Source organism: Citrobacter sp. Cpo126 (assembly GCF_030332445.1).
Classification (GTDB): domain Bacteria; phylum Pseudomonadota; class Gammaproteobacteria; order Enterobacterales; family Enterobacteriaceae; genus Citrobacter; species Citrobacter portucalensis.
Genome location: NZ_JAOWHT010000020.1, coordinates 173,012 through 192,427, shown reverse-complemented (window position 1 = coordinate 192,427; position 19,416 = coordinate 173,012). Strand labels below are relative to the sequence as shown.

Below are 19,416 nucleotides of genomic sequence, written 5' to 3'. Positions count from 1 at the left end.
GTTATGAACAAATTTTCCAGTGTCTGGGTATTCAGCGATACCCCTTCTCGTCTGCCGGAACTGATGAATGGTGCGCAGGCTTTAGGTGAAAACGTTAACACGTTTGTGCTCAGCGATGAGGACAGCGCGGCGGCATGCCATTTAGGTGCGGATCATGTCTGGCTGCTCAGCGGCAAACCAGAAGACCGTATGGTTGAAGACTACGCCGATGCGATGGCCGAAACCATTCGTCAGCACAGCGAGGGCGGCGCGGTGCTGCTGCCGAATACGCGTCGGGGCAAGCTGTTAGCGGCAAAGCTGGGCTTTCGCTTGTCGGCTGCAGTCTCAAACGACGCCAGCGCAGTCGCGGTGCAGGACGGAAAAGCGGCGGTCAAACATATGGTCTACGGCGGCCTGGCGATGGGAGCAGAAACAATCGCTTCACCGTTTGCCGTGATCACTCTCAGCAGCGGAACGTTTGACGCGCAGCAACCGGATACTGCCCGCAGCGGCGAGGTGCACACCGTCCAGTGGCAGGCTCCGACTATCGCCGTGACCCGTACGGCAACGCAGGTGCGTCAGAGCAACAGCGTCGATCTCGACAAAGCCCGTCTGGTGGTCAGCGTGGGACGCGGTATTGGTAGCAAAGAAAATATCTCGCTGGCCGAAGCGCTGTGCCAGGCGATTGGCGCTGAGCTGGCCTGTTCCCGTCCAGTGGCGGAAAACGAGAAGTGGATGGAGCACGAACGCTACGTCGGCATTTCCAACCTGATGCTCAAACCAGAACTGTACCTGGCCGTGGGGATCTCCGGGCAGATCCAACATATGGTCGGCGCCAACGGCGCGCAGACGATTTTCGCCATCAACAAAGATAAAAATGCGCCGATCTTCCAGTACGCAGATTTTGGCATCGTTGGCGATGCGCTGAAGATCCTGCCTGCGCTGACGGCTGCTCTGGCGCGTTAAACCATTCGGGCAGGGTGCGAAAGTATCCTGCCACTGACAGGAGTACGTATGTCCGAAGATATCTTTGATGCCATCATCGTGGGTGCTGGTCTGGCCGGTTCGGTTGCGGCGCTGGTGCTGGCTCGGGAAGGTGCACAGGTGCTGGTCATCGAGCGCGGCAATTCTGCTGGCGCGAAGAATGTCACCGGTGGGCGCATGTATGCCCATAGCCTGGAACGCATCATTCCCGGCTTTGCTGAGCAGGCCCCCATTGAACGCATAATCACCCACGAAAAACTCGCCTTTATGACCGATAAAGGGGCGATGACCATCGACTATTGCAATGGTGAAGAGGCTGCATCGTCGCAGGTTTCTTATTCCGTCTTACGCAGCAAATTTGACGCTTGGCTGATGGAGCAGGCCGAGGAGGCGGGAGCCCAGCTTATCACCGGTATTCGGGTGGATAACGTTGTGCAGCGCGAAGGCAAAGTCGTGGGTGTGGAAGCCGACGGCGATATTCTGGAAGCCAAAGTGGTGATCCTCGCTGACGGGGTGAATTCTCTGTTGGCAGAAAAACTGGGCATGGCAAAGCGCGTTGAGGCATCGCATGTTGCCGTTGGCGTAAAAGAGCTGATCGAATTGCCAAAATCGGTGATTGAAGATCGTTTCCAGTTACAGGGGAACGAAGGTGCAGCTTGCCTGTTTGCCGGTTCTCCAACCGATGGGTTGATGGGCGGGGGCTTCCTCTATACTAATGAAACGACCCTTTCTCTGGGGCTGGTCTGCGGTCTTCATCATCTGAAAGATGCTAAAAAATCGGTCCCACAAATGCTGGAAGATTTCAAACAGCATCCGGCGGTTGCCCCACTGATCGCCGGTGGCAAGCTGGTGGAATATGCCGCGCACGTCGTACCGGAGGCCGGTATGAATATGCAGCCTGAACTGGTGGGTGACGGTGTGCTGATTGCCGGTGATGCTGCCGGAATGTGTATGAACCTCGGCTTTACCATCCGCGGTATGGATCTCGCCATATCCGCAGGCGAAGCGGCGGCGAAAACGGTGCTTTCCGCAATGAAGCGCGACGACTTCAGCAAACAGTCGCTGGGCGAATACCGTCAGCATCTCGATGATGGTCCAATGCGCGATATGCGCATGTATCAGAAGCTTCCCGCTTTCCTTGATAACCCACGCATGTTTACCGCCTATCCCGAAATGGCGGTCAGCATCGCGCGCGACCTGTTCACCGTGGATGGCTCTGCTCCGGTGCCAATGCGCAAAAAAATCCTGCGTCATGCGAAGAAAGTGGGCTTCATCAACCTGATGAAAGATGGCCTGAAAGGAGTGACCGTATTATGACATCTCCCGTCAATGTGGACGTCAAACTGGGCGTCAATAAGTTCAATGTGGATGAAGACAGCCCGCACATCATTCTCAAAACCGATCCTGATAAACAGGCGCTGGAAGTGCTGATTAAGGCCTGTCCGGCCGGACTGTATAAAAAACAGGACGACGGCAGCGTCCGTTTTGATTACGCCGGATGCCTGGAGTGCGGAACGTGCCGCATTCTCGGACTTGATACAGCGTTGGAAAAATGGGAATACCCGCGCGGGACATTTGGCGTGGAGTTTCGCTACGGCTAATAAGTACGAGGTTGTGCACCCGTAGGTCGGATAAGACGTGGTAGCGTCGCCATCCGGCAATCATGTGGCGCCAATGCCGGATGGCGGCCTAAACGCCTTATCCGGCCTACAGATGACGCTTTGCCCGTGTTGAAACAGGAAGTCGCTATGCAGCAGCCCAGGAACTTTGATGACATCAAATTTACCTCTATTCACCGCCGGATAATGCTGTGGGGAAGCGGTGGGCCATTTCTGGATGGTTATGTGCTGGTGATGATTGGCGTGGCGCTGGAACAACTCACGCCAGCATTGAAACTGGACGCACAGTGGATTGGTCTACTGGGGGCTGGCACGCTCGCCGGTCTGTTTGTGGGGACGTCGCTGTTTGGCTACATTTCCGATAAGGTCGGGCGGCGCAAAATGTTTATCATCGATATTATTGCCATTGGCGTGATATCGGCGGCAACCATGTTTGTTTCCTCACCCATTGAGCTGTTGGTAATGCGTGTGCTGATCGGCATTGTGATTGGTGCCGATTATCCAATTGCTACCTCGATGATTACTGAGTTCTCCAATACCCGCCAGCGCGCTTTCTCCATCGGTTTTATCGCCGCGATGTGGTATGTCGGCGCCACCTGTGCCGATCTGGTCGGTTACTGGCTGTATGATGTTGAAGGAGGATGGCGCTGGATGCTGGGCAGCGCTGTGATCCCTTGTATTTTGATCCTGATTGGGCGCTTCGATCTTCCTGAATCGCCGCGCTGGCTGCTGCGTAAAGGTCGGGTGAAAGAGTGTGAAGCGATGATGATCAAACTGTTCGGCGAACCGGTGGTGTTCGACGAAGAGGCGCCGCAGGAGACGCGCTTCCTGCAGCTGTTTAACCGCCGTCATTTCCCGTTTGTCCTGTTTGTCGCCGCTATCTGGACCTGTCAGGTGATCCCGATGTTCGCCATTTATACCTTTGGTCCGCAGATTGTTGGACTGTTGGGGCTTGGTGCCGGGAAAAGCGCGGCGTTGGGCAATGTGGTGATAAGCCTGTGCTTTATGCTGGGGTGCATTCCACCCATGTTCTGGCTCAATAGCGCGGGCCGTCGGCCATTGTTAATTGGCAGCTTTATTATGATGACGCTGGCGCTGGCCGTGCTGGGGTTAATTCCTGATATGGGAGCGTGGCTGGTGGTGCTGGCGTTTGCCGTGTACGCCTTTTTCTCGGGGGGGCCGGGAAATCTTCAGTGGCTGTACCCAAATGAACTGTTCCCTACCGACATTCGCGCATCTGCCGTCGGGGTGATTATGTCCTTAAGCCGCATCGGCACCATTGTTTCAACCTGGGCGCTGCCGGTGTTCATTACCAAATACGGGATCAGCAATGTCATGCTGATGGGCGCAGGAATTTCGCTGATTGGCCTGCTGGTGTCCATCGCTTTCGCCCCGGAAACGCGAGGTCTGACGCTGGCGCAAACCAGTCAAATGACGATTCGCAGTAAGCCCGTGACCAGGGCGAGTTATTAGGAGTGTTCTGTATTTTCCCTGCAACTCAGTCAGTTAGCCTACAGTTAACTGGGTATATCACTGAAAACAACTGAAAAGCAGGGAGAACACCATGCAAAAACATATCCTGATCACCTCAATTTTTACCGCAGCAGCACTGTTTACCGTGGCCGGTTGTTCCTCAAACCAGGCGGTTAAAACCACCGATGGCAAAACAATCGTCACTGACGGCAAACCGCAAGTCGATGATGATACTGGCCTGGTGTCGTATAAAAATGCGCAAACGGGTAAGACGGAACAGATTAACCGCGATCAGGTTAAAGATATGAGTGAACTGGATAACTAGTTCAGTTTTCTCCATTCAGCCACTCAATAATATTGACTGTTAGCCTGTGGATTAAGTGACTAAACTCACTGTTATTACAATAATGCAGTGAAACAGGCTAATCATGATCCTCATCATTTATGCGCATCCCTATCCGCAGCACTCGCATGCGAATAAGCGGATGCTTGAACAGGCAAGGACGCTGGAGGGCGTGGAGATCCGCTCGCTCTACCAGCTCTACCCCGACTTCAATATCGATATTGCCGCTGAACAGGATGCGCTGGCACGCGCTAATTTGATCATCTGGCAGCATCCGATGCAGTGGTACAGCACACCTCCATTACTCAAGCTGTGGATGGATAAAGTCCTTTCGCACGGCTGGGCGTATGGCCATGGCGGTACTGCGCTGCACGGTAAACATCTGCTGTGGGCGGTGACGACCGGCGGCGGTGAAAACCACTTCGATATTGGCTCCCATCCCGGATTTGATGTGCTTTCTCAACCCTTACAGGCGACGGCACTTTATTGTGGCCTCAAATGGCTACCGCCGTTTGCGATGCACTGTACGTTTATCTGTGATGATGAAACCCTGCAAGCGCAGGCGCGTCACTACAAACAGCGTCTGATGGAATGGCAGGAGGCACACCATGGATAGCCATACGCTGATACAGGCGCTGATTTATCTCGGATCGGCGGCACTGATTGTCCCCATCGCCGTACGGCTGGGACTCGGGTCGGTACTGGGGTATCTCATCGCCGGGTGCATTATCGGCCCATGGGGCCTGAGGCTGGTGACGGACGCTGAATCCATCCTGCATTTTGCGGAGATCGGTGTGGTGCTGATGCTGTTTGTCATTGGTCTGGAGCTGGATCCGCAACGTTTGTGGAAACTGCGAGCTTCGGTGTTCGGCGGCGGCGCATTGCAAATGGTGGTCTGCGGAGGCCTGATTGGTGTGTTCTGTATGTTCCTCGGCCTGCGCTGGCAGGTAGCGGAGCTGATCGGCATGACGCTGGCGCTTTCCTCTACGGCCATCGCTATGCAGGCAATGAATGAACGCAACCTGATGGTTTCGCAAATGGGCCGCAGCGCGTTTGCCGTGCTGCTGTTCCAGGACATCGCTGCTATTCCACTGGTGGCGATGATCCCATTATTGGCAGCGAGTGGCGCATCAACAACGCTTGGGGCGTTTGCATTGTCTGCCCTTAAGGTAGCGGGCGCACTGGTGCTGGTGGTGCTGTTAGGTCGTTATGTCACACGTCCTGCCTTGCGTTTTGTCGCCCGTTCGGGCCTGCGGGAAGTGTTCAGTGCCGTTGCGCTGTTCCTCGTGTTTGGCTTCGGTCTGCTGTTGGAAGAGGTTGGATTGTCGATGGCGATGGGGGCATTCCTGGCCGGGGTGTTGCTGGCAAGCTCTGAGTATCGCCACGCGTTGGAAAGCGACATTGAACCATTTAAAGGACTGCTGCTGGGGCTGTTTTTCATCGGTGTAGGGATGTCTATCGAGTTTGGTACGCTGATTGATAATCCCTTGCGTATTATCATTCTACTGGTCGGTTTCCTGGTTATCAAAACCGTCATGCTGTGGTTGATAGCGAAACCGTTGCAGGTGCCGAACAAGCAGCGTCGCTGGTTTGCCGTATTATTAGGGCAGGGCAGTGAGTTTGCCTTTGTGGTGTTTGGCGCGGCGCAAATGGCAAATGTGCTCGATCCTGACTGGGCGAAATCGCTGACGCTGGCGGTGGCGTTGTCGATGGCGGCTACGCCGATTTTGCTGGTGATTTTGACGCGTCTGGAAAAATCGGCGACTGAGGAAGAGCGCGAAGCCGATGAAATCGATGAGGAACAACCTAGGGTGATCATCGCCGGGTTTGGGCGATTTGGCCAGATAACCGGTCGTTTGCTGTTGTCGAGCGGGGTCAAAATGGTGGTTCTTGATCATGACCCAGATCATATCGAAACGCTGCGTAAATTCGGGATGAAGGTTTTCTATGGCGACGCGACCCGGATGGATCTGCTGGAGTCTGCCGGGGCGGCGAAAGCTGAAGTCATTATTAATGCCATTGACGATCCGCAAACCAGTCTGCAATTAACCGAAATGGTGAAAGAGCATTTCCCGCATCTGCAAATTATTGCTCGTGCGCGCGACGTGGATCATTACATCCGCCTGCGCCAGGCGGGCGTGGATATGCCGGAACGTGAAACCTTTGAAGGTGCACTGAAGACCGGACGTCTGGCGCTGGAAGGTCTCGGGCTTGGGCGCTATGAGGCACGTGAGCGGGCTGACGTATTCCGCCGATTCAATACCATGATGGTAGAGGAGATGGTGAAAGGGGAAAATGACGCGACTTCCCGCGCGGCCGTTTATAAACGCACCAGCGCAATGCTGAGTGAAATTATTGCGGAAGATCGTCAGCACTTATCGTTAATTCAGCGCCATGGCTGGCAAGGCACGGATGAAGGTAAGCATACGGGCGACGTCGCCGATGAGCCGGAAGTGAAACCGTCAGCATAGGGTAAAAAATGTGATGTTCTGCAAACTTTACTGCTAATTGGCTGTTTTTGAACTACTGTAATGCTGGCGTACCACCTTAAATAGGTCGGTTCGCCAGCAGAACGGAAAATTTTCCTGTTCATCCTCTTTCCGCCAGTCGACGAAAGATTGCGCTTTCCGTATAGTGGCGACAATTTTTTTGTATCCGGGAAATATTCAATGATCAGTCTGATTGCGGCGTTAGCGGTAGATCGCGTCATCGGTATGGAGAACGCCATGCCGTGGAACCTCCCTGCCGATCTCGCCTGGTTTAAACGTAATACCTTAAACAAGCCGGTTGTCATGGGACGCCATACCTGGGAATCCATCGGGCGACCGTTACCTGGGCGTAAAAATATCGTCATCAGCAGTAATCCTGGCACCGACGATCGCGTGCAGTGGGTGAAGTCTGTGGATGAAGCAATTGCGGCCTGCGGCGATGAACCTGAAATTATGGTAATTGGCGGTGGGCGTGTGTATGAGCAGTTCCTGCCAAAAGCACAGAAACTGTATCTGACGCACATTGATGCGGAAGTGGAAGGGGATACGCATTTCCCGGACTACGAACCGGATGACTGGGAATCGGTGTTCAGTGAATTCCACGATGCCGACGCGCAAAACTCTCACAGCTACTGCTTCGAGATTCTGGAACGTCGTTAATACTGTAAGTGCCGGATGGCGGCGAAACGCCTTATCATCCAGCTAATGTAGGCCGGATAAGGTGCGAGCACCGCATCCGGCAAACGACTATCAGGCGTTGACCGCTTCGCCAGGATCCAGATTCAGATGGCGATTTGACGGCTGCACGAAGTACTGTTTGTCTTCCCAGCGCAGACAGGTGAGATCGCCTCCCCAGCAACACCCCGTATCCAGCGCGTAAATGCCTTCTGGCGTGCCTTTACCCTCCAGCGATGCCCAGTGCCCGAATGCAATGCTGTATGCTTCACTGACAGGTCCAGGAATGGCAAACCACGGCTTCAGCGGGGCAGGTGCGTCTTCTGGTGACTCTTTGCTGTACATATCCAACTGACCGTTAGGGAAGCAGTAACGCATGCGGGTAAAGGCGTTGGTAATAAAACGCAGGCGCGCCAGCCCGGTCAGTTCCGGGGTCCAGTTATTGGGCATGTCGCCGTACATCGCATCAAGGAAGAAGGGATACGAGTCGCTCGACAACACGGCTTCAACATCGCGAGCACAGTCTTTTGCTGTCTGCAGGTCCCACTGTGGGGTGATACCGGCATGCGCCATCACCAGCTTCTTCTCTTCGTCTACCTGCAACAGCGGTTGACGGCGGAGCCAGTTAAGTAATTCGTCGGCATCCGGTGCTTCGAGCAGCGATGTGACCCTGTCTTTAGGTTTATTACGACTGATACCAGCAAATACGGCCAGCAGGTGTAAATCGTGATTACCCAATACTAACCGCACGCTGTCGCCCAGTGATTTCACGTAGCGCAAAACGTCCAGCGAGCCCGGTCCACGAGCGACCAGATCGCCGGTGAGCCATAGGGTGTCTTTTTCGGAATTAAAGTCTACCTGATGCAGCAAGGCTACCAGTTCATCGTAACAACCGTGAACGTCGCCAATAAGGTATGTCGCCATAGTTATTGTTTTAATGAATGAGTGTTGGAACGGCGAGTCGGAATACGGGAATATCGATGGTAAAGGCGATGCCTTGTTCATCGATCATTTCGTAATGACCCTGCATGGTGCCCAGCGGTGTTTCAATCACCGCACCGCTGGTGTACTGGTACTCTTCGCCGGGTTCGATGTGGGGCTGGACGCCAACCACGCCTTCACCCTGAACTTCGGTTTCGCGGCCATGACCATTAGTGATCAACCAATAACGCCCCAACAGCTGCACAGGCGCTCGCCCCAAATTGCGGATAGTTACGGTGTAAGCAAAAACGTAACGTTCATCATCAGGTGAGGATTGCGCCTCAATGTAGACGCTTTGTACCTGAATGCACACTCGGGGCGAATTGATCATGTTTAACTCTCCTTCGATGGCGCGTTTTCTGACAGATAGTTAGCCATCCGGCAGTATTGCGCGACAGAGATATTTTCCGCTCGCATCGCCGGATCAATGCCCAGCTCTGTCAGTACTTCAACGGTAAACAGGTTGCCGAGACTGTTACGTACCGTTTTACGGCGCTGATTAAACGCTTCGGTGGTAATACGGCTCAGCACACGAACATCTTTAACCGGGTACGGCATCGTCGTATGAGGGACCAGACGCACAACGGCTGAATCAACTTTAGGCGCTGGCGTAAATGCGGAAGGCGGTACTTCAAGTACCGGGATCACATTGCAGTAATACTGCGCCATGACGCTTAATCGACCATACGCTTTACTGTTTGGCCCTGCAACAAGACGATTCACCACCTCTTTTTGCAACATGAAATGCATGTCGGCAATGGCATCAGTATAGGAAAAAAGATGGAACATGAGCGGCGTGGAGATGTTGTACGGCAGGTTGCCGAATACGCGCAGCGGCTGCCCCATCGTTTGTGCCAGTTCGCCGAAGTTCATGGTCATAGCATCTTGCTGATAAATCGTCAGCTTAGGCCCTAAAAACGGGTGTGTCTGTAGGCGTGCTGCCAGATCGCGGTCGAGTTCAATGACCGTGAGCTTGTCCAGGCGTTCGCCTACTGGTTCGGTCAATGCCGCCAGGCCTGGGCCGATTTCGACCATAGCCTGACCTTTCTGCGGGTTGATAGCAGAGACAATACTTTCGATCACAAACTGATCGTTGAGGAAGTTCTGCCCGAAACGTTTACGGGCTAAATGGCCCTGATGGACTCGATTATTCATTGGTATTAACAATCATTTTGATGGCGAGATTAAGCGCCGTAATAAAACTGCCGACATCTGCTTGCCCACGGCCCGCGAGTTCAAGTGCGGTGCCGTGATCGACGGATGTGCGAATAAAGGGCAGGCCCAGCGTGATATTCACACCGCGACCAAATCCCTGGTATTTTAGCACGGGGAGACCCTGATCGTGGTACATTGCCAGCACGGCATCCGCGTGGTCGAGATATTTGGGCTGAAACAGCGTATCTGCGGGCAGCGGACCGTTTAATTTCATTCCCTGCGCACGCAGTTCATCGAGTACCGGAATGATGGTATCTATCTCTTCCGTTCCCATATGACCGCCTTCACCAGCATGCGGGTTAAGACCGCACACCAGAATATGCGGATCGGCAATGCCGAATTTGGTGCGTAAATCATGATGCAAAATGCCGATCACTTCCTGAAGCAGGGCGGGCGTAATGGCGTCGGCAACGGCTCTGAGCGGCAAATGCGTGGTTGCCAGGGCAACGCGCAGCTCTTCGGTCGCCAGCATCATAACAACTTTCTTTGCCTGTGAGCGCTCTTCAAAAAACTCGGTATGTCCGGTAAACGGGACGCCAGCGTCATTGATAACGCCCTTGTGAACCGGGCCGGTGATCAGCGCCGCAAACTCACCTTGCAGACAGCCATCGCAGGCGCGAGCCAGCGTATCCACCACATATTGCCCGTTTTCTACCGCCAACTGACCCGCGACAACAGGTGCCCGCAGCGCAATCGGTAACAGCGTCAATGTGCCTGCTGATTGCGGTTTGGCTGGGGTATCTGGAGAGTAGGGGAGGAGTGAAAGCGGTAAACCGAGCATCGCTGCCCGGTCATTGAGGAGTGCTGCATCCGCACAGACAACAAGTTCTACAGGCCAATCGCGCTGGGCGAGCTGAACCACCAGGTCCGGGCCAATCCCGGCGGGTTCGCCGGGAGTGATAACAACGCGTTGAGCACGAGTCATTAGTTGCTCAGAACTTTAACGTAAGCGCTGGCGCGCTGTTCCTGCATCCAGGTTGCTGCTTCTTCCGAGAATTTACGGTTCATCAGCATACGGTAAGCTCTGTCTTTCTGCGCTGCGTCAGTTTTATCAACGTTACGCGTATCCAGCAGTTCGATCAGATGCCAACCGAAAGAGGAGTGCACCGGGGCGCTCATCTGGCCTTTGTTAAGTTTGGTCAGTGCATCGCGGAAAGCAGGGTCGAAAATATCCGCTGCAGCCCAGCCCAGATCGCCGCCCTGGTTGGCAGAGCCTGGATCCTGAGAAAACTCTTTAGCGGCTGCCGCGAAGGTAGTTTTACCGCTCTTAATATCTGCCGCGATTTGTTCCAGCTTCAGACGCGCCTGCTGATCGGTCATGATCGGCGACGGCTTAAGCAGGATGTGGCGAGCATGAACTTCAGTCACGGAGATGCTCTGGCTTTGGCCACGCATATCGTTGACTTTCAGGATGTGGAAGCCGACACCGGAACGAATTGGGCCAATGATATCGCCTTTTTTCGCAGTGCTTAACGCCTGGGCAAAGATACCCGGCAGCTCCTGAATACGTCCCCACCCCATCTGACCGCCTTTCAGCGCCTGCTGGTCAGCGGAATAAGTAATAGCCAGTTTGCCGAAATCACTACCGTTACGCGCTTCATCAACAACCGAGCGCGCCTGGCTTTCAGCCGCGTTAACCTGGTCGGACGTTGGGTTTTCTGGTAATGGGATCAGAATGTGGCTCAGGTTCAGCTCGGTGCTGGCATCGTTTTGGTTGCCCACCTGTTGCGCCAGGGCATCTACTTCCTGAGGCAGAATGGTGACGCGACGGCGAACTTCGTTGTTACGCACTTCAGAGATGGTCATCTCTTTGCGGATCTGGCTACGATAGGTTGAATAGCTTAAGCCATCCTGTGCCAGGCGGCTGCGCATCTGATCCAGCGTCATGTTGTTCTGCTTGGCGATGTTGGCAATAGCCTGATCCAACTGCTCGTCAGAGATTTTCACCCCCATCTTCTGACCCATTTGCAGGAGGATTTGATCCATGATCAAACGTTCCAGGATCTGATGACGCAGCGTGGCGTCATCCGGTAATTGCTGACCAGCCTGACCTGCATTCAGTTTTACTGACTGCATTAAGCCATCGACGTCGCTTTCCAGAACGACGCCGTTATTGACGACGGCTGCGACTTTATCGACTACCTGTGGGGCAGCGAAACTGGTATTCGCGATCATGGCGATACCGAGAAGCAGCGTTTTCCAGTTCTTCATACTTTTTCCATTATTAATTAACCGCAATGCGGATTACGTAGTAAATCAATCAGATCATAAAGCGCTTTGATACGGCAAAATGTTCGAACGTAACATTTGAGTCGTGCCGAGACCGTAGTTTGAGCTCAGGCCGCGGAGTTCGATATTAAAGCCGATCGTGTTGTCATAAATCGCGTGCTGCATTTTGTCATCCCAACCGTTCAGCTTACGCTCGTAGCCAAAGCGAATGGCGTAACAGCAGGAGTTGTACTGTAAGCCCAACATTGAATCTGCTTCTTTGTTCACGTTGGTATCGAAGTAGTAAGCACCAACAATCGACCAACGATCGGCGATCGGGAAGCTTGCCACTGCGCCCACCTGCGAAATCCCGTTTTCATACTGGGCGTTAGTTACATCACGTGAAGGTACAGCGGCCTTAATATACTCTGGGCTGGCATAACGGTAGTTCAACTGCAGCATACGGTTTTCGTCGCGTCGGTATTCGATACTGCTATTGCTGGTGGCTATGCTATCCAGACGCGTGTCGTACTGGATCCCACTGCGTAAACCCCAACGATCGGAGATGCGCCAGTAGGTATCGCCAGCCCATACCAGTGAACCTGTTTTGTCGTCATTCTCCCATTCTGTATGGTCATCGCCAGTGCGAGACTCGGTGAAATAGTAGATTTGACCCACAGAAATATTAAAACGTTCAACTGCCGCGTCATCATAAACGCGAGATGTGACCCCGGTCGTTACCTGGTTGGCAGAAGCGATACGGTCCAGACCACTATAGGTGCGGTCACGGAACAGGCCGCTGTAGTCAGATTGCAGCAGGGAGGAGTCATAGTTATTGATATGACTTTGGTTGCGATACGGGACGTACAGGTACTGCGCGCGCGGCTCCAGCGTCTGGGTATAACCCGGCGCCAGCATTTGCATGTCACGCTCGAATACCATCTTGCCGTCGACTTTAAACTGCGGCATGACGCGGTTGGCGGAATCATCAAGCTTAGTGGCATTATTGGTGTTATACCAATCCAGGTTGGTCTGCTGGTAGTGCGTTGCCAGCAGCTTCGCTTCGGTATTGACACTGCCCCAGTTATTCGACAACGGCAGATTGATCGTCGGTTCCAGGTGAACACGCGTTGCTTCCGGCATGTAATCCTTGGTATTAACGAAATGCACCGCTTGCCCATAAATCCGGGTATCGAACGGACCGACGTCATTCTGATAGAAATTAACGTCTAGCTGTGGCTGAGCGGAGTAGCTACTGTTGTTCTGATCAGCAAAGACCTGGAACTGCTTGGTCGATACCGTGGCGTCAAAGTTCTGCACCGCGTATCCGACGCTGAATTTTTGCGTGGCGTAGCCATCGGTACTGGAACCGTACTTGTTGTCAAAGTCGTTAAAGTAGCTGGAGTCGCTGACCTTGGTGTAGTCGACGTTGAAACGCCACACCTGGTCCATCACCCCAGAGTGCTGCCAGTAGAACAGCCAGCGACGTGAATTGTCATCATTCGGATGTTCGTCCTCGTACACTTTATCGGAATTCAGATAGTCGAACTCCATCAAGCCCGCACCCGCCTGGGTGAGGTAGCGGAATTCGTTCTCCCACATGATCCCGCCGCGACGGTGCATATAGTGCGGCGTGATGGTGGCGTCCATATTGGGCGCAATGTTCCAGTAATACGGGAGGTAGAACTCAAAATAGTTATTGGTGGAATATTTTGCGTTCGGGATCAGGAAACCGGAACGGCGCTTATCGCCGACGGGTAACTGTAAATAAGGACTGTAAAAGACCGGAACCGGACCCAGTTTGAAACGGGCGTTCCAGATCTCCGCGACCTGTTCTTCACGGTCGTGGATAACTTCGCTACCGACGACGCTCCAGGTATCGGAACCTGGCAGACAGGAGGTAAAGCTACCGTTTTCCAGAATGGTATAACGGTTTTCCCCACGTTGTTTCATCAGGTCAGCTTTCCCGCGCCCCTGACGGCCGACCATCTGGTAATCACCTTCCCAGATGTTGGTATCTTTGGTATTCAGATTGGACCAGCCCTTCGGCCCCTTCAGAATAACCTGATTGTCGTCATAATGGACATTGCCCAGCGCATCGACGGTACGAATTGGCTCCGGCTGGCCTTCAGCCTGCTTCTGATGAAGCTGCACTTCGTCGGCCTGCAGGCGGCTGTTACCCTGTGCGATATCCACGTTGCCGGTAAACACCGCGTCATCGGGATAATTCCCTTTTGCGTTGTCGGCATTGATGGTGACGGGTAACTCATTAGTCTCGCCCTGTACCAGAGGACGGTCATAGCTCGGCACGCCCAGCATACACTGTGAGGCGAGATCGGCTGCCAGGCCCTGATGGCTATAGAGGGCGCTGGCAATCATGGTGGCCAGAAGAGTGGGAATACGTTTTTTCATACGTTGTATTTATTGTTCCATCATCAGTAGCGTCGCGCGTGACAAACGGTCACAGCCTAACTTATCTCATCTTCACTTCGCTAGTATTAATCCTGCCCATTTTATACCCGCCACCTTTCAAGCTGCATCTTCGTTGTCTTCCTCGTTCACCCCAGTCACTTACATGGGTAAGCTCCAGGGGACTCACTACGTTGCCGCCTTGCTGCAACTCGAAATCCAACGGGTATAGCGTTTGTGGTGTTAGGCACGGCATTGAATGACAGGTATGATAATGCAAATTATAGGCGATGTCCCACAATTGACCGCAGCCGTAAATCGGTAAAAGCACCTTATATTGTGGGACATAGCCTGGCTGAGAGCGGAAAGATTTGGGGAGTCTATGCAGTATTGGGGAAAGATAATTGGTGTAGCCGTGGCCTTAATGATGGGCGGCGGCTTCTGGGGTGTGGTTCTGGGGCTGTTAGTTGGCCACATGTTCGACAAAGCCCGCATGCGCAAAATGGCGTGGTTTGCCAACCAACGTGAACGCCAGGCGCTGTTTTTTGCCACCACTTTTGAGGTGATGGGACATCTGACCAAATCCAAAGGTCGCGTCACGGAAGCCGATATACATATCGCCAGCCAGTTGATGGATCGGATGAATTTGCACGGTGACTCGCGAACGGCTGCACAACATGCCTTCCGGGTAGGAAAATCGGATAATTACCCATTACGTGAAAAGATGCGTCAGTTTCGCAGCGTCTGTTTTGGTCGATTCGATCTGATCCGCATGTTTCTGGAGATTCAGATCCAGGCGGCATTTGCCGATGGGTCGTTGCATCCTAACGAACGTGAAGTGCTGTATGTGATTGCTGAAGAGTTGGGGATCTCACGCACCCAATTTGATCAGTTCCTGCGCATGATGCAGGGCGGCGCACAGTTTGGCGGCGGATATCAGCAGCAGTCTGGCGGCGGTGGCTGGCAGCAGGCGCAACGCGGCCCGACGCTGGAAGACGCCTGTAATGTGCTGGGTGTGAAAACGACCGACGATGCGACCACCATCAAGCGGGCTTACCGTAAGCTGATGAGCGAGCACCATCCGGACAAACTGGTCGCGAAAGGTCTGCCGCCAGAGATGATGGAAATGGCGAAGCAAAAAGCGCAGGAAATCCAAAAAGCTTACGAGCTGATTAAGGATCAAAAAGGATTCAAGTGATTGAATTGCCGGATGCGGCTAGCGCCTTATCCGGCCTACGTTAATGAATGTAGGCCGGGCAAGCGAAGCGCCCCTGGCATAAATTGGCTCAGAATTTAAAAATCTGCCGGGACTTTAAACGTCATACTGTTGCCGTATTCGGGATGCGTGATGGTTAACATCTCTGCATGCAGCAACAGGCGCGGCGCTAACGCCAGAGCTTCCGGCGGAGCATAGAAGCGGTCGCCCAGGATAGGATGCCCTAAAGCCAGCATATGCACACGCAGCTGGTGTGAGCGTCCGGTAATGGGCTTGAGCACTACCCGGGCGGTGTTATCCGCCGCGAACTCCACAACTTCATACTCGGTCTGCGCCGATTTCCCGGTCTCATAACACACTTTTTGCTTTGGCCTGTTTGGCCAGTCGCAAATCAGCGGTAAATCAACCAGACCCTCGGCCGGAGCAGGATGCCCCCAGACGCGTGCGACATACTGTTTTTTCGGTTCGCGCTCGCGAAACTGGCGTTTTAGCTCGCGCTCTGCCGCTTTGGTTAGCGCGACTACAATCACGCCGCTGGTTGCCATATCCAGACGATGCACGGATTCAGCCTGCGGATAATCGCGCTGAATACGCGTCATCACGCTGTCTTTGTGCTCATCCAGACGACCTGGCACAGACAACAAGCCGCTCGGCTTGTTGACCACCATAATGTGGTCATCCTGATACAGGATGACCAGCCAGGGTTCCTGCGGCGGATTGTAGTTTTCCATCCCCATGTATGGCTCCGTTACTGATGCGTCACGACGATCAGGCGCAGGGCATCGAGACGCCAGCCCGCCTGATCCAGGCTTTCCATCACCTGCTGACGGTTGCTTTCAATTGCGCTAAGTTCGTCATCACGGATGTTCGGGTTAACGGCACGCAGCGCTTCGAGACGGGAAAGTTCTGCCGTCAGCTTCTCGTCCGCTTCTTTACGCGCCGCGTCGATCAGCGCACGGGCTGATTTTTCCACCTGCGCTTCACCGAGTTGCAGAATGGCATGAACATCCTGCTGCACGGCGTTGACCAGTTTGCTGCCGGTGTGGCGGTTAACGGCGCTGAGCTGACGGTTAAAGGTTTCGAACTCAACCTGTGCAGCAAGGTTATTGCCGTTTTTATCCAGCAGCATGCGTACCGGCGTTGGTGGCAGGAAGCGGTTTAGCTGCAGTTGTTTCGGCGCTTGCGCTTCAACAACATAGACCAGCTCAACCAGCAGTGTACCAACAGGTAATGCTTTGTTTTTCAACAACGAAATAGTGCTGCTTCCGGTGTCGCCGGAGAGGATCAGATCCAGACCATTGCGGATCAGCGGATGCTCCCAGGTAATAAACTGGGCATCTTCACGCGACAGGGCGACATCGCGCTCGAACGTAATGGTGCAGCCATCTTCCGGCAGCCCTGGGAAATCCGGCACCAGCATATGATCGGACGGCGTCAGTACGATCAAATTGTCGCCACGGTCATCCTGATTAATACCGACGATATCAAACAGGTTCATGGCGAAGGCGATCAGGCTGGTATCGTCGTCCTGTTCTTCAATACTTTCAGCCAACGCCAGTGCTTTTTCGCCGCCGTTAGAGTGGATCTCCAGCAGGCGATCGCGACCTTGCTCCAGCTGTGCTTTCAGCGCGTCATGCTGTTCGCGGCAGGTTTTGATCAGATCGTCAAAGCCCTCGGTATTTTCTGGTTCAGCCAGGTAGCCGATCAGATTGTTATAGACCGTGTCATAGATGGTACGGCCAGTCGGACAGGTGTGTTCGAACGCATCCAGACCTTCGTGGTACCAGCGCACCAGCACGGATTGCGCGGTTTTTTCCAGGTACGGAACGTGAATCTGAATATCATGCGCCTGACCAATACGGTCCAGACGGCCAATACGCTGTTCCAGCAGATCCGGGTTGAACGGCAGGTCAAACATCACCAGATTGCTGGCGAACTGGAAGTTACGCCCTTCGGAGCCGATTTCAGAGCACAGCATTACCTGGGCGCCGCTATCTTCTTCGCTAAACCATGCTGCGGCGCGGTCACGCTCAATGATCGACATCCCTTCATGGAATACGGCAGCACGGATACCTTCGCGCTCGCGCAGAACCTGCTCCAGCTGAAGCGCGGTGGTGGCTTTTGCACAGATAACTAATACTTTTTGCGAGCGGTGGCTGGTCAGGTAGCCCATCAGCCATTCCACGCGCGGGTCAAAGTTCCACCAGGTGCCGGTGTCGCCTTCGAATTCCTGATAAATCTGTTCCGGGTAGAGCATGTCGCGCGCCCGGTCTTCTGCACTTTTACGCGCGCCCATAATGCCGGAGACTTTAATCGCCGTCTGGTATTGGGTCGGCAGCGGCAGCTTGATGGTATGCAGCTCGCGTTTCGGGAAGCCTTTTACACCGTTACGGGTGTTACGGAACAGCACACGGCTGGTGCCATGGCGGTCCATCAGCATCGAAACCAGCTCCTGACGCGCGCTCTGGGCGTCTTCGCTGTCGCTGTTTGCCGCCTGCAATAGCGGCTCAATGTCCTGCTCGCCAATCATGTCGCCTAACATGTTCAGCTCATTGTTACTCAGCTTGTTACCTGCCAGCAACATGGCGACGGCGTCGGCGACCGGACGATAATTTTTTTGCTCTTCAACAAACTGGGCGAAATCGTGGAAACGGCTCGGGTCCAGCAGGCGCAGGCGTGCAAAGTGACTTTCCATGCCCAGCTGCTCCGGTGTAGCGGTTAGCAGCAGGATGCCCGGCACACGTTCTGCCAGTTGTTCAATGGCCATATATTCGCGGCTGGGCGCGTCTTCGCTCCACACCAGGTGATGGGCTTCATCGACAATCAGCAGATCCCACTCGGCGTCACACAGGTGCTCCAGACGCTGTTTATTGCGACGGGCAAAGTCCAGCGAGCAGATGACCAGTTGTTCGGTTTCAAACGGGTTGTAGGCGTCGTGCTGCGCTTCTGCATAACGCTCATCATCAAACAGTGCAAAACGCAGGTTGAAACGGCGCAGCATTTCGACCAGCCACTGATGCTGTAATGTCTCCGGGACGATGATCAGCACGCGCTCTGCGGCGCCGGAAAGCAGTTGCTGATGCAGGATCATCCCGGCTTCAATGGTTTTACCTAAACCCACTTCGTCTGCCAGTAAAACGCGAGGCGCATGACGACGACCAACATCATGGGCAATGTTCAGCTGGTGAGGAATCAGGCTGGTACGTTGGCCACGCAACCCACTCCACGGCATACGGTATTGTTCGCTCTGAAATTTACGGGCGCGATAGCGCAGAGCAAAGCGATCCATGCGGTCAATCTGGCCGGCAAACAGGCGATCTTGCGGTTTGCTGAATACCAGTTTGCTGTCGAGCAGTACTTCACGCAGCATGACACCGGTTTCTTCGGTATCCAGGCGGGTTCCGATATAGGCAAGCAGGCCGTTTTCTTCTTTTACTTCATCGACATGCAGTTGCCAGCCTTCATGGCTTGTTATCGTATCGCCAGGATTGAACATCACGCGGGTCACGGGGGAATCACTGCGCGCATACAGACGGTTTTCGCCCGTCGATGAGAAAAGTAAAGTGACGGTTCGCGCATCCATGGCGACAACAGTACCAAGTCCCAATTCGCTTTCTGTATCGCTGATCCAGCGTTGACCAAGTGTAAAAGGCATATATGTTCGGCTCTATATCTTTAATTGCAGGCAATACTCGTCATTTTCCGGGCTAATCCCCGTTATTGAGAGCATACGACCCCGCTACCAGGCTAATAAATCAGTGGTAGTGGTGTTAAATGGGTCCAGGAATGGAAAGGGCGCTATGGTACTGGATGGCGGCGGTTTCG

17 protein-coding genes are annotated in these 19,416 nt (G+C 53.9%); 9 read left to right on the top strand and 8 right to left on the bottom strand.

Features of this window, described 5'->3' with window-relative positions; all coding sequences use genetic code 11:
* Positions 1-3: 3 nt before the first annotated feature.
* The 8 genes from OGY17_RS01650 (at position 4) to folA (ending at position 7,547) form a co-directional block, all read left to right on the top strand.
* Positions 4-945, top strand: a complete 942-nt coding sequence (locus tag OGY17_RS01650; protein ID WP_267445136.1) for an electron transfer flavoprotein subunit alpha/FixB family protein — start codon at positions 4-6, stop codon at positions 943-945.
* Between the two features lie 48 nt (positions 946-993).
* Complete coding sequence (locus tag OGY17_RS01645) at positions 994-2,280, top strand: FAD-dependent oxidoreductase (protein ID WP_003018887.1); 1,287 nt, start codon at positions 994-996, stop codon at positions 2,278-2,280.
* On the top strand, positions 2,277-2,564 hold the full coding sequence (gene fixX, locus OGY17_RS01640) for a ferredoxin-like protein FixX (RefSeq protein ID WP_000203736.1): 288 nt from the start codon (positions 2,277-2,279) through the stop codon (positions 2,562-2,564). The genes OGY17_RS01645 and fixX overlap by 4 nt, the downstream gene beginning before the upstream one ends.
* A gap of 147 nt (positions 2,565-2,711) precedes the next feature.
* Positions 2,712-4,055 carry an MFS transporter gene (locus tag OGY17_RS01635; RefSeq protein ID WP_020996234.1) on the top strand — a complete coding sequence of 448 codons (1,344 nt, stop codon included), beginning with the start codon at positions 2,712-2,714 and terminating at the stop codon, positions 4,053-4,055.
* Between the two features lie 91 nt (positions 4,056-4,146).
* Positions 4,147-4,380, top strand: a complete 234-nt coding sequence (locus OGY17_RS01630; RefSeq protein WP_003018880.1) for a YgdI/YgdR family lipoprotein — start codon at positions 4,147-4,149, stop codon at positions 4,378-4,380.
* Positions 4,381-4,483: 103 nt separating this feature from the next.
* Entirely contained in the window at positions 4,484-5,014 is a 531-nt protein-coding gene (gene kefF / locus OGY17_RS01625) for a glutathione-regulated potassium-efflux system oxidoreductase KefF (RefSeq protein WP_204558821.1), read from the top strand.
* Entirely contained in the window at positions 5,007-6,869 is a 1,863-nt protein-coding gene (gene kefC, locus OGY17_RS01620; protein ID WP_204558822.1) for a glutathione-regulated potassium-efflux system protein KefC, read from the top strand. The genes kefF and kefC overlap by 8 nt, the downstream gene beginning before the upstream one ends.
* Positions 6,870-7,067: 198 nt before the next feature.
* On the top strand, positions 7,068-7,547 hold the full coding sequence (gene folA, locus OGY17_RS01615) for a type 3 dihydrofolate reductase (RefSeq protein WP_286606282.1): 480 nt from the start codon (positions 7,068-7,070) through the stop codon (positions 7,545-7,547).
* Positions 7,548-7,637: 90 nt separating this feature from the next.
* Here folA and apaH read toward each other — a convergent pair whose 3' ends face one another.
* Genes apaH through lptD form a run of 6 tightly spaced genes read right to left on the bottom strand, consistent with a single transcriptional unit; the run spans position 7,638 to position 14,378 of the window.
* Positions 7,638-8,486, bottom strand: coding sequence for a bis(5'-nucleosyl)-tetraphosphatase (symmetrical) ApaH (gene apaH, locus OGY17_RS01610; protein WP_003829612.1), 849 nt, complete (start codon positions 8,484-8,486; stop codon positions 7,638-7,640).
* A 10-nt stretch (positions 8,487-8,496) separates the two neighbouring features.
* Positions 8,497-8,874 carry a Co2+/Mg2+ efflux facilitator ApaG/CorD gene (apaG, locus tag OGY17_RS01605; RefSeq protein WP_003018867.1) on the bottom strand — a complete coding sequence of 126 codons (378 nt, stop codon included), beginning with the start codon at positions 8,872-8,874 and terminating at the stop codon, positions 8,497-8,499.
* A 2-nt stretch (positions 8,875-8,876) separates the two neighbouring features.
* Entirely contained in the window at positions 8,877-9,698 is an 822-nt protein-coding gene (gene rsmA, locus OGY17_RS01600) for a 16S rRNA (adenine(1518)-N(6)/adenine(1519)-N(6))-dimethyltransferase RsmA (RefSeq protein ID WP_204558823.1), read from the bottom strand.
* Positions 9,691-10,683 (bottom strand): 4-hydroxythreonine-4-phosphate dehydrogenase PdxA, encoded by a 993-nt coding sequence (gene pdxA, locus OGY17_RS01595; RefSeq protein WP_008786171.1) that lies wholly within the window; start codon positions 10,681-10,683, stop codon positions 9,691-9,693. The genes rsmA and pdxA overlap by 8 nt, the downstream gene beginning before the upstream one ends.
* Entirely contained in the window at positions 10,683-11,969 is a 1,287-nt protein-coding gene (surA, locus tag OGY17_RS01590; RefSeq protein WP_003829603.1) for a peptidylprolyl isomerase SurA, read from the bottom strand. Before surA ends, pdxA begins: the two co-directional genes overlap by 1 nt.
* A gap of 54 nt (positions 11,970-12,023) precedes the next feature.
* On the bottom strand, positions 12,024-14,378 hold the full coding sequence (lptD, locus tag OGY17_RS01585) for an LPS assembly protein LptD (RefSeq protein ID WP_126319275.1): 2,355 nt from the start codon (positions 14,376-14,378) through the stop codon (positions 12,024-12,026).
* Between the two features lie 379 nt (positions 14,379-14,757).
* Here lptD and djlA point away from each other — a divergent pair, with 379 nt between their 5' ends.
* Positions 14,758-15,573 carry a co-chaperone DjlA gene (gene djlA / locus OGY17_RS01580; protein ID WP_008786173.1) on the top strand — a complete coding sequence of 272 codons (816 nt, stop codon included), beginning with the start codon at positions 14,758-14,760 and terminating at the stop codon, positions 15,571-15,573.
* A gap of 95 nt (positions 15,574-15,668) precedes the next feature.
* On the opposite strand, the gene rluA is transcribed toward djlA, so the two are convergent.
* A complete protein-coding gene (gene rluA / locus OGY17_RS01575) occupies positions 15,669-16,328 on the bottom strand; it encodes a bifunctional tRNA pseudouridine(32) synthase/23S rRNA pseudouridine(746) synthase RluA (RefSeq protein ID WP_008786174.1) in 660 nt (219 codons plus the stop codon).
* A gap of 11 nt (positions 16,329-16,339) precedes the next feature.
* Complete coding sequence (gene rapA, locus OGY17_RS01570; RefSeq protein ID WP_048236149.1) at positions 16,340-19,246, bottom strand: RNA polymerase-associated protein RapA; 2,907 nt, start codon at positions 19,244-19,246, stop codon at positions 16,340-16,342.
* Positions 19,247-19,416: the final 170 nt, after the last annotated feature.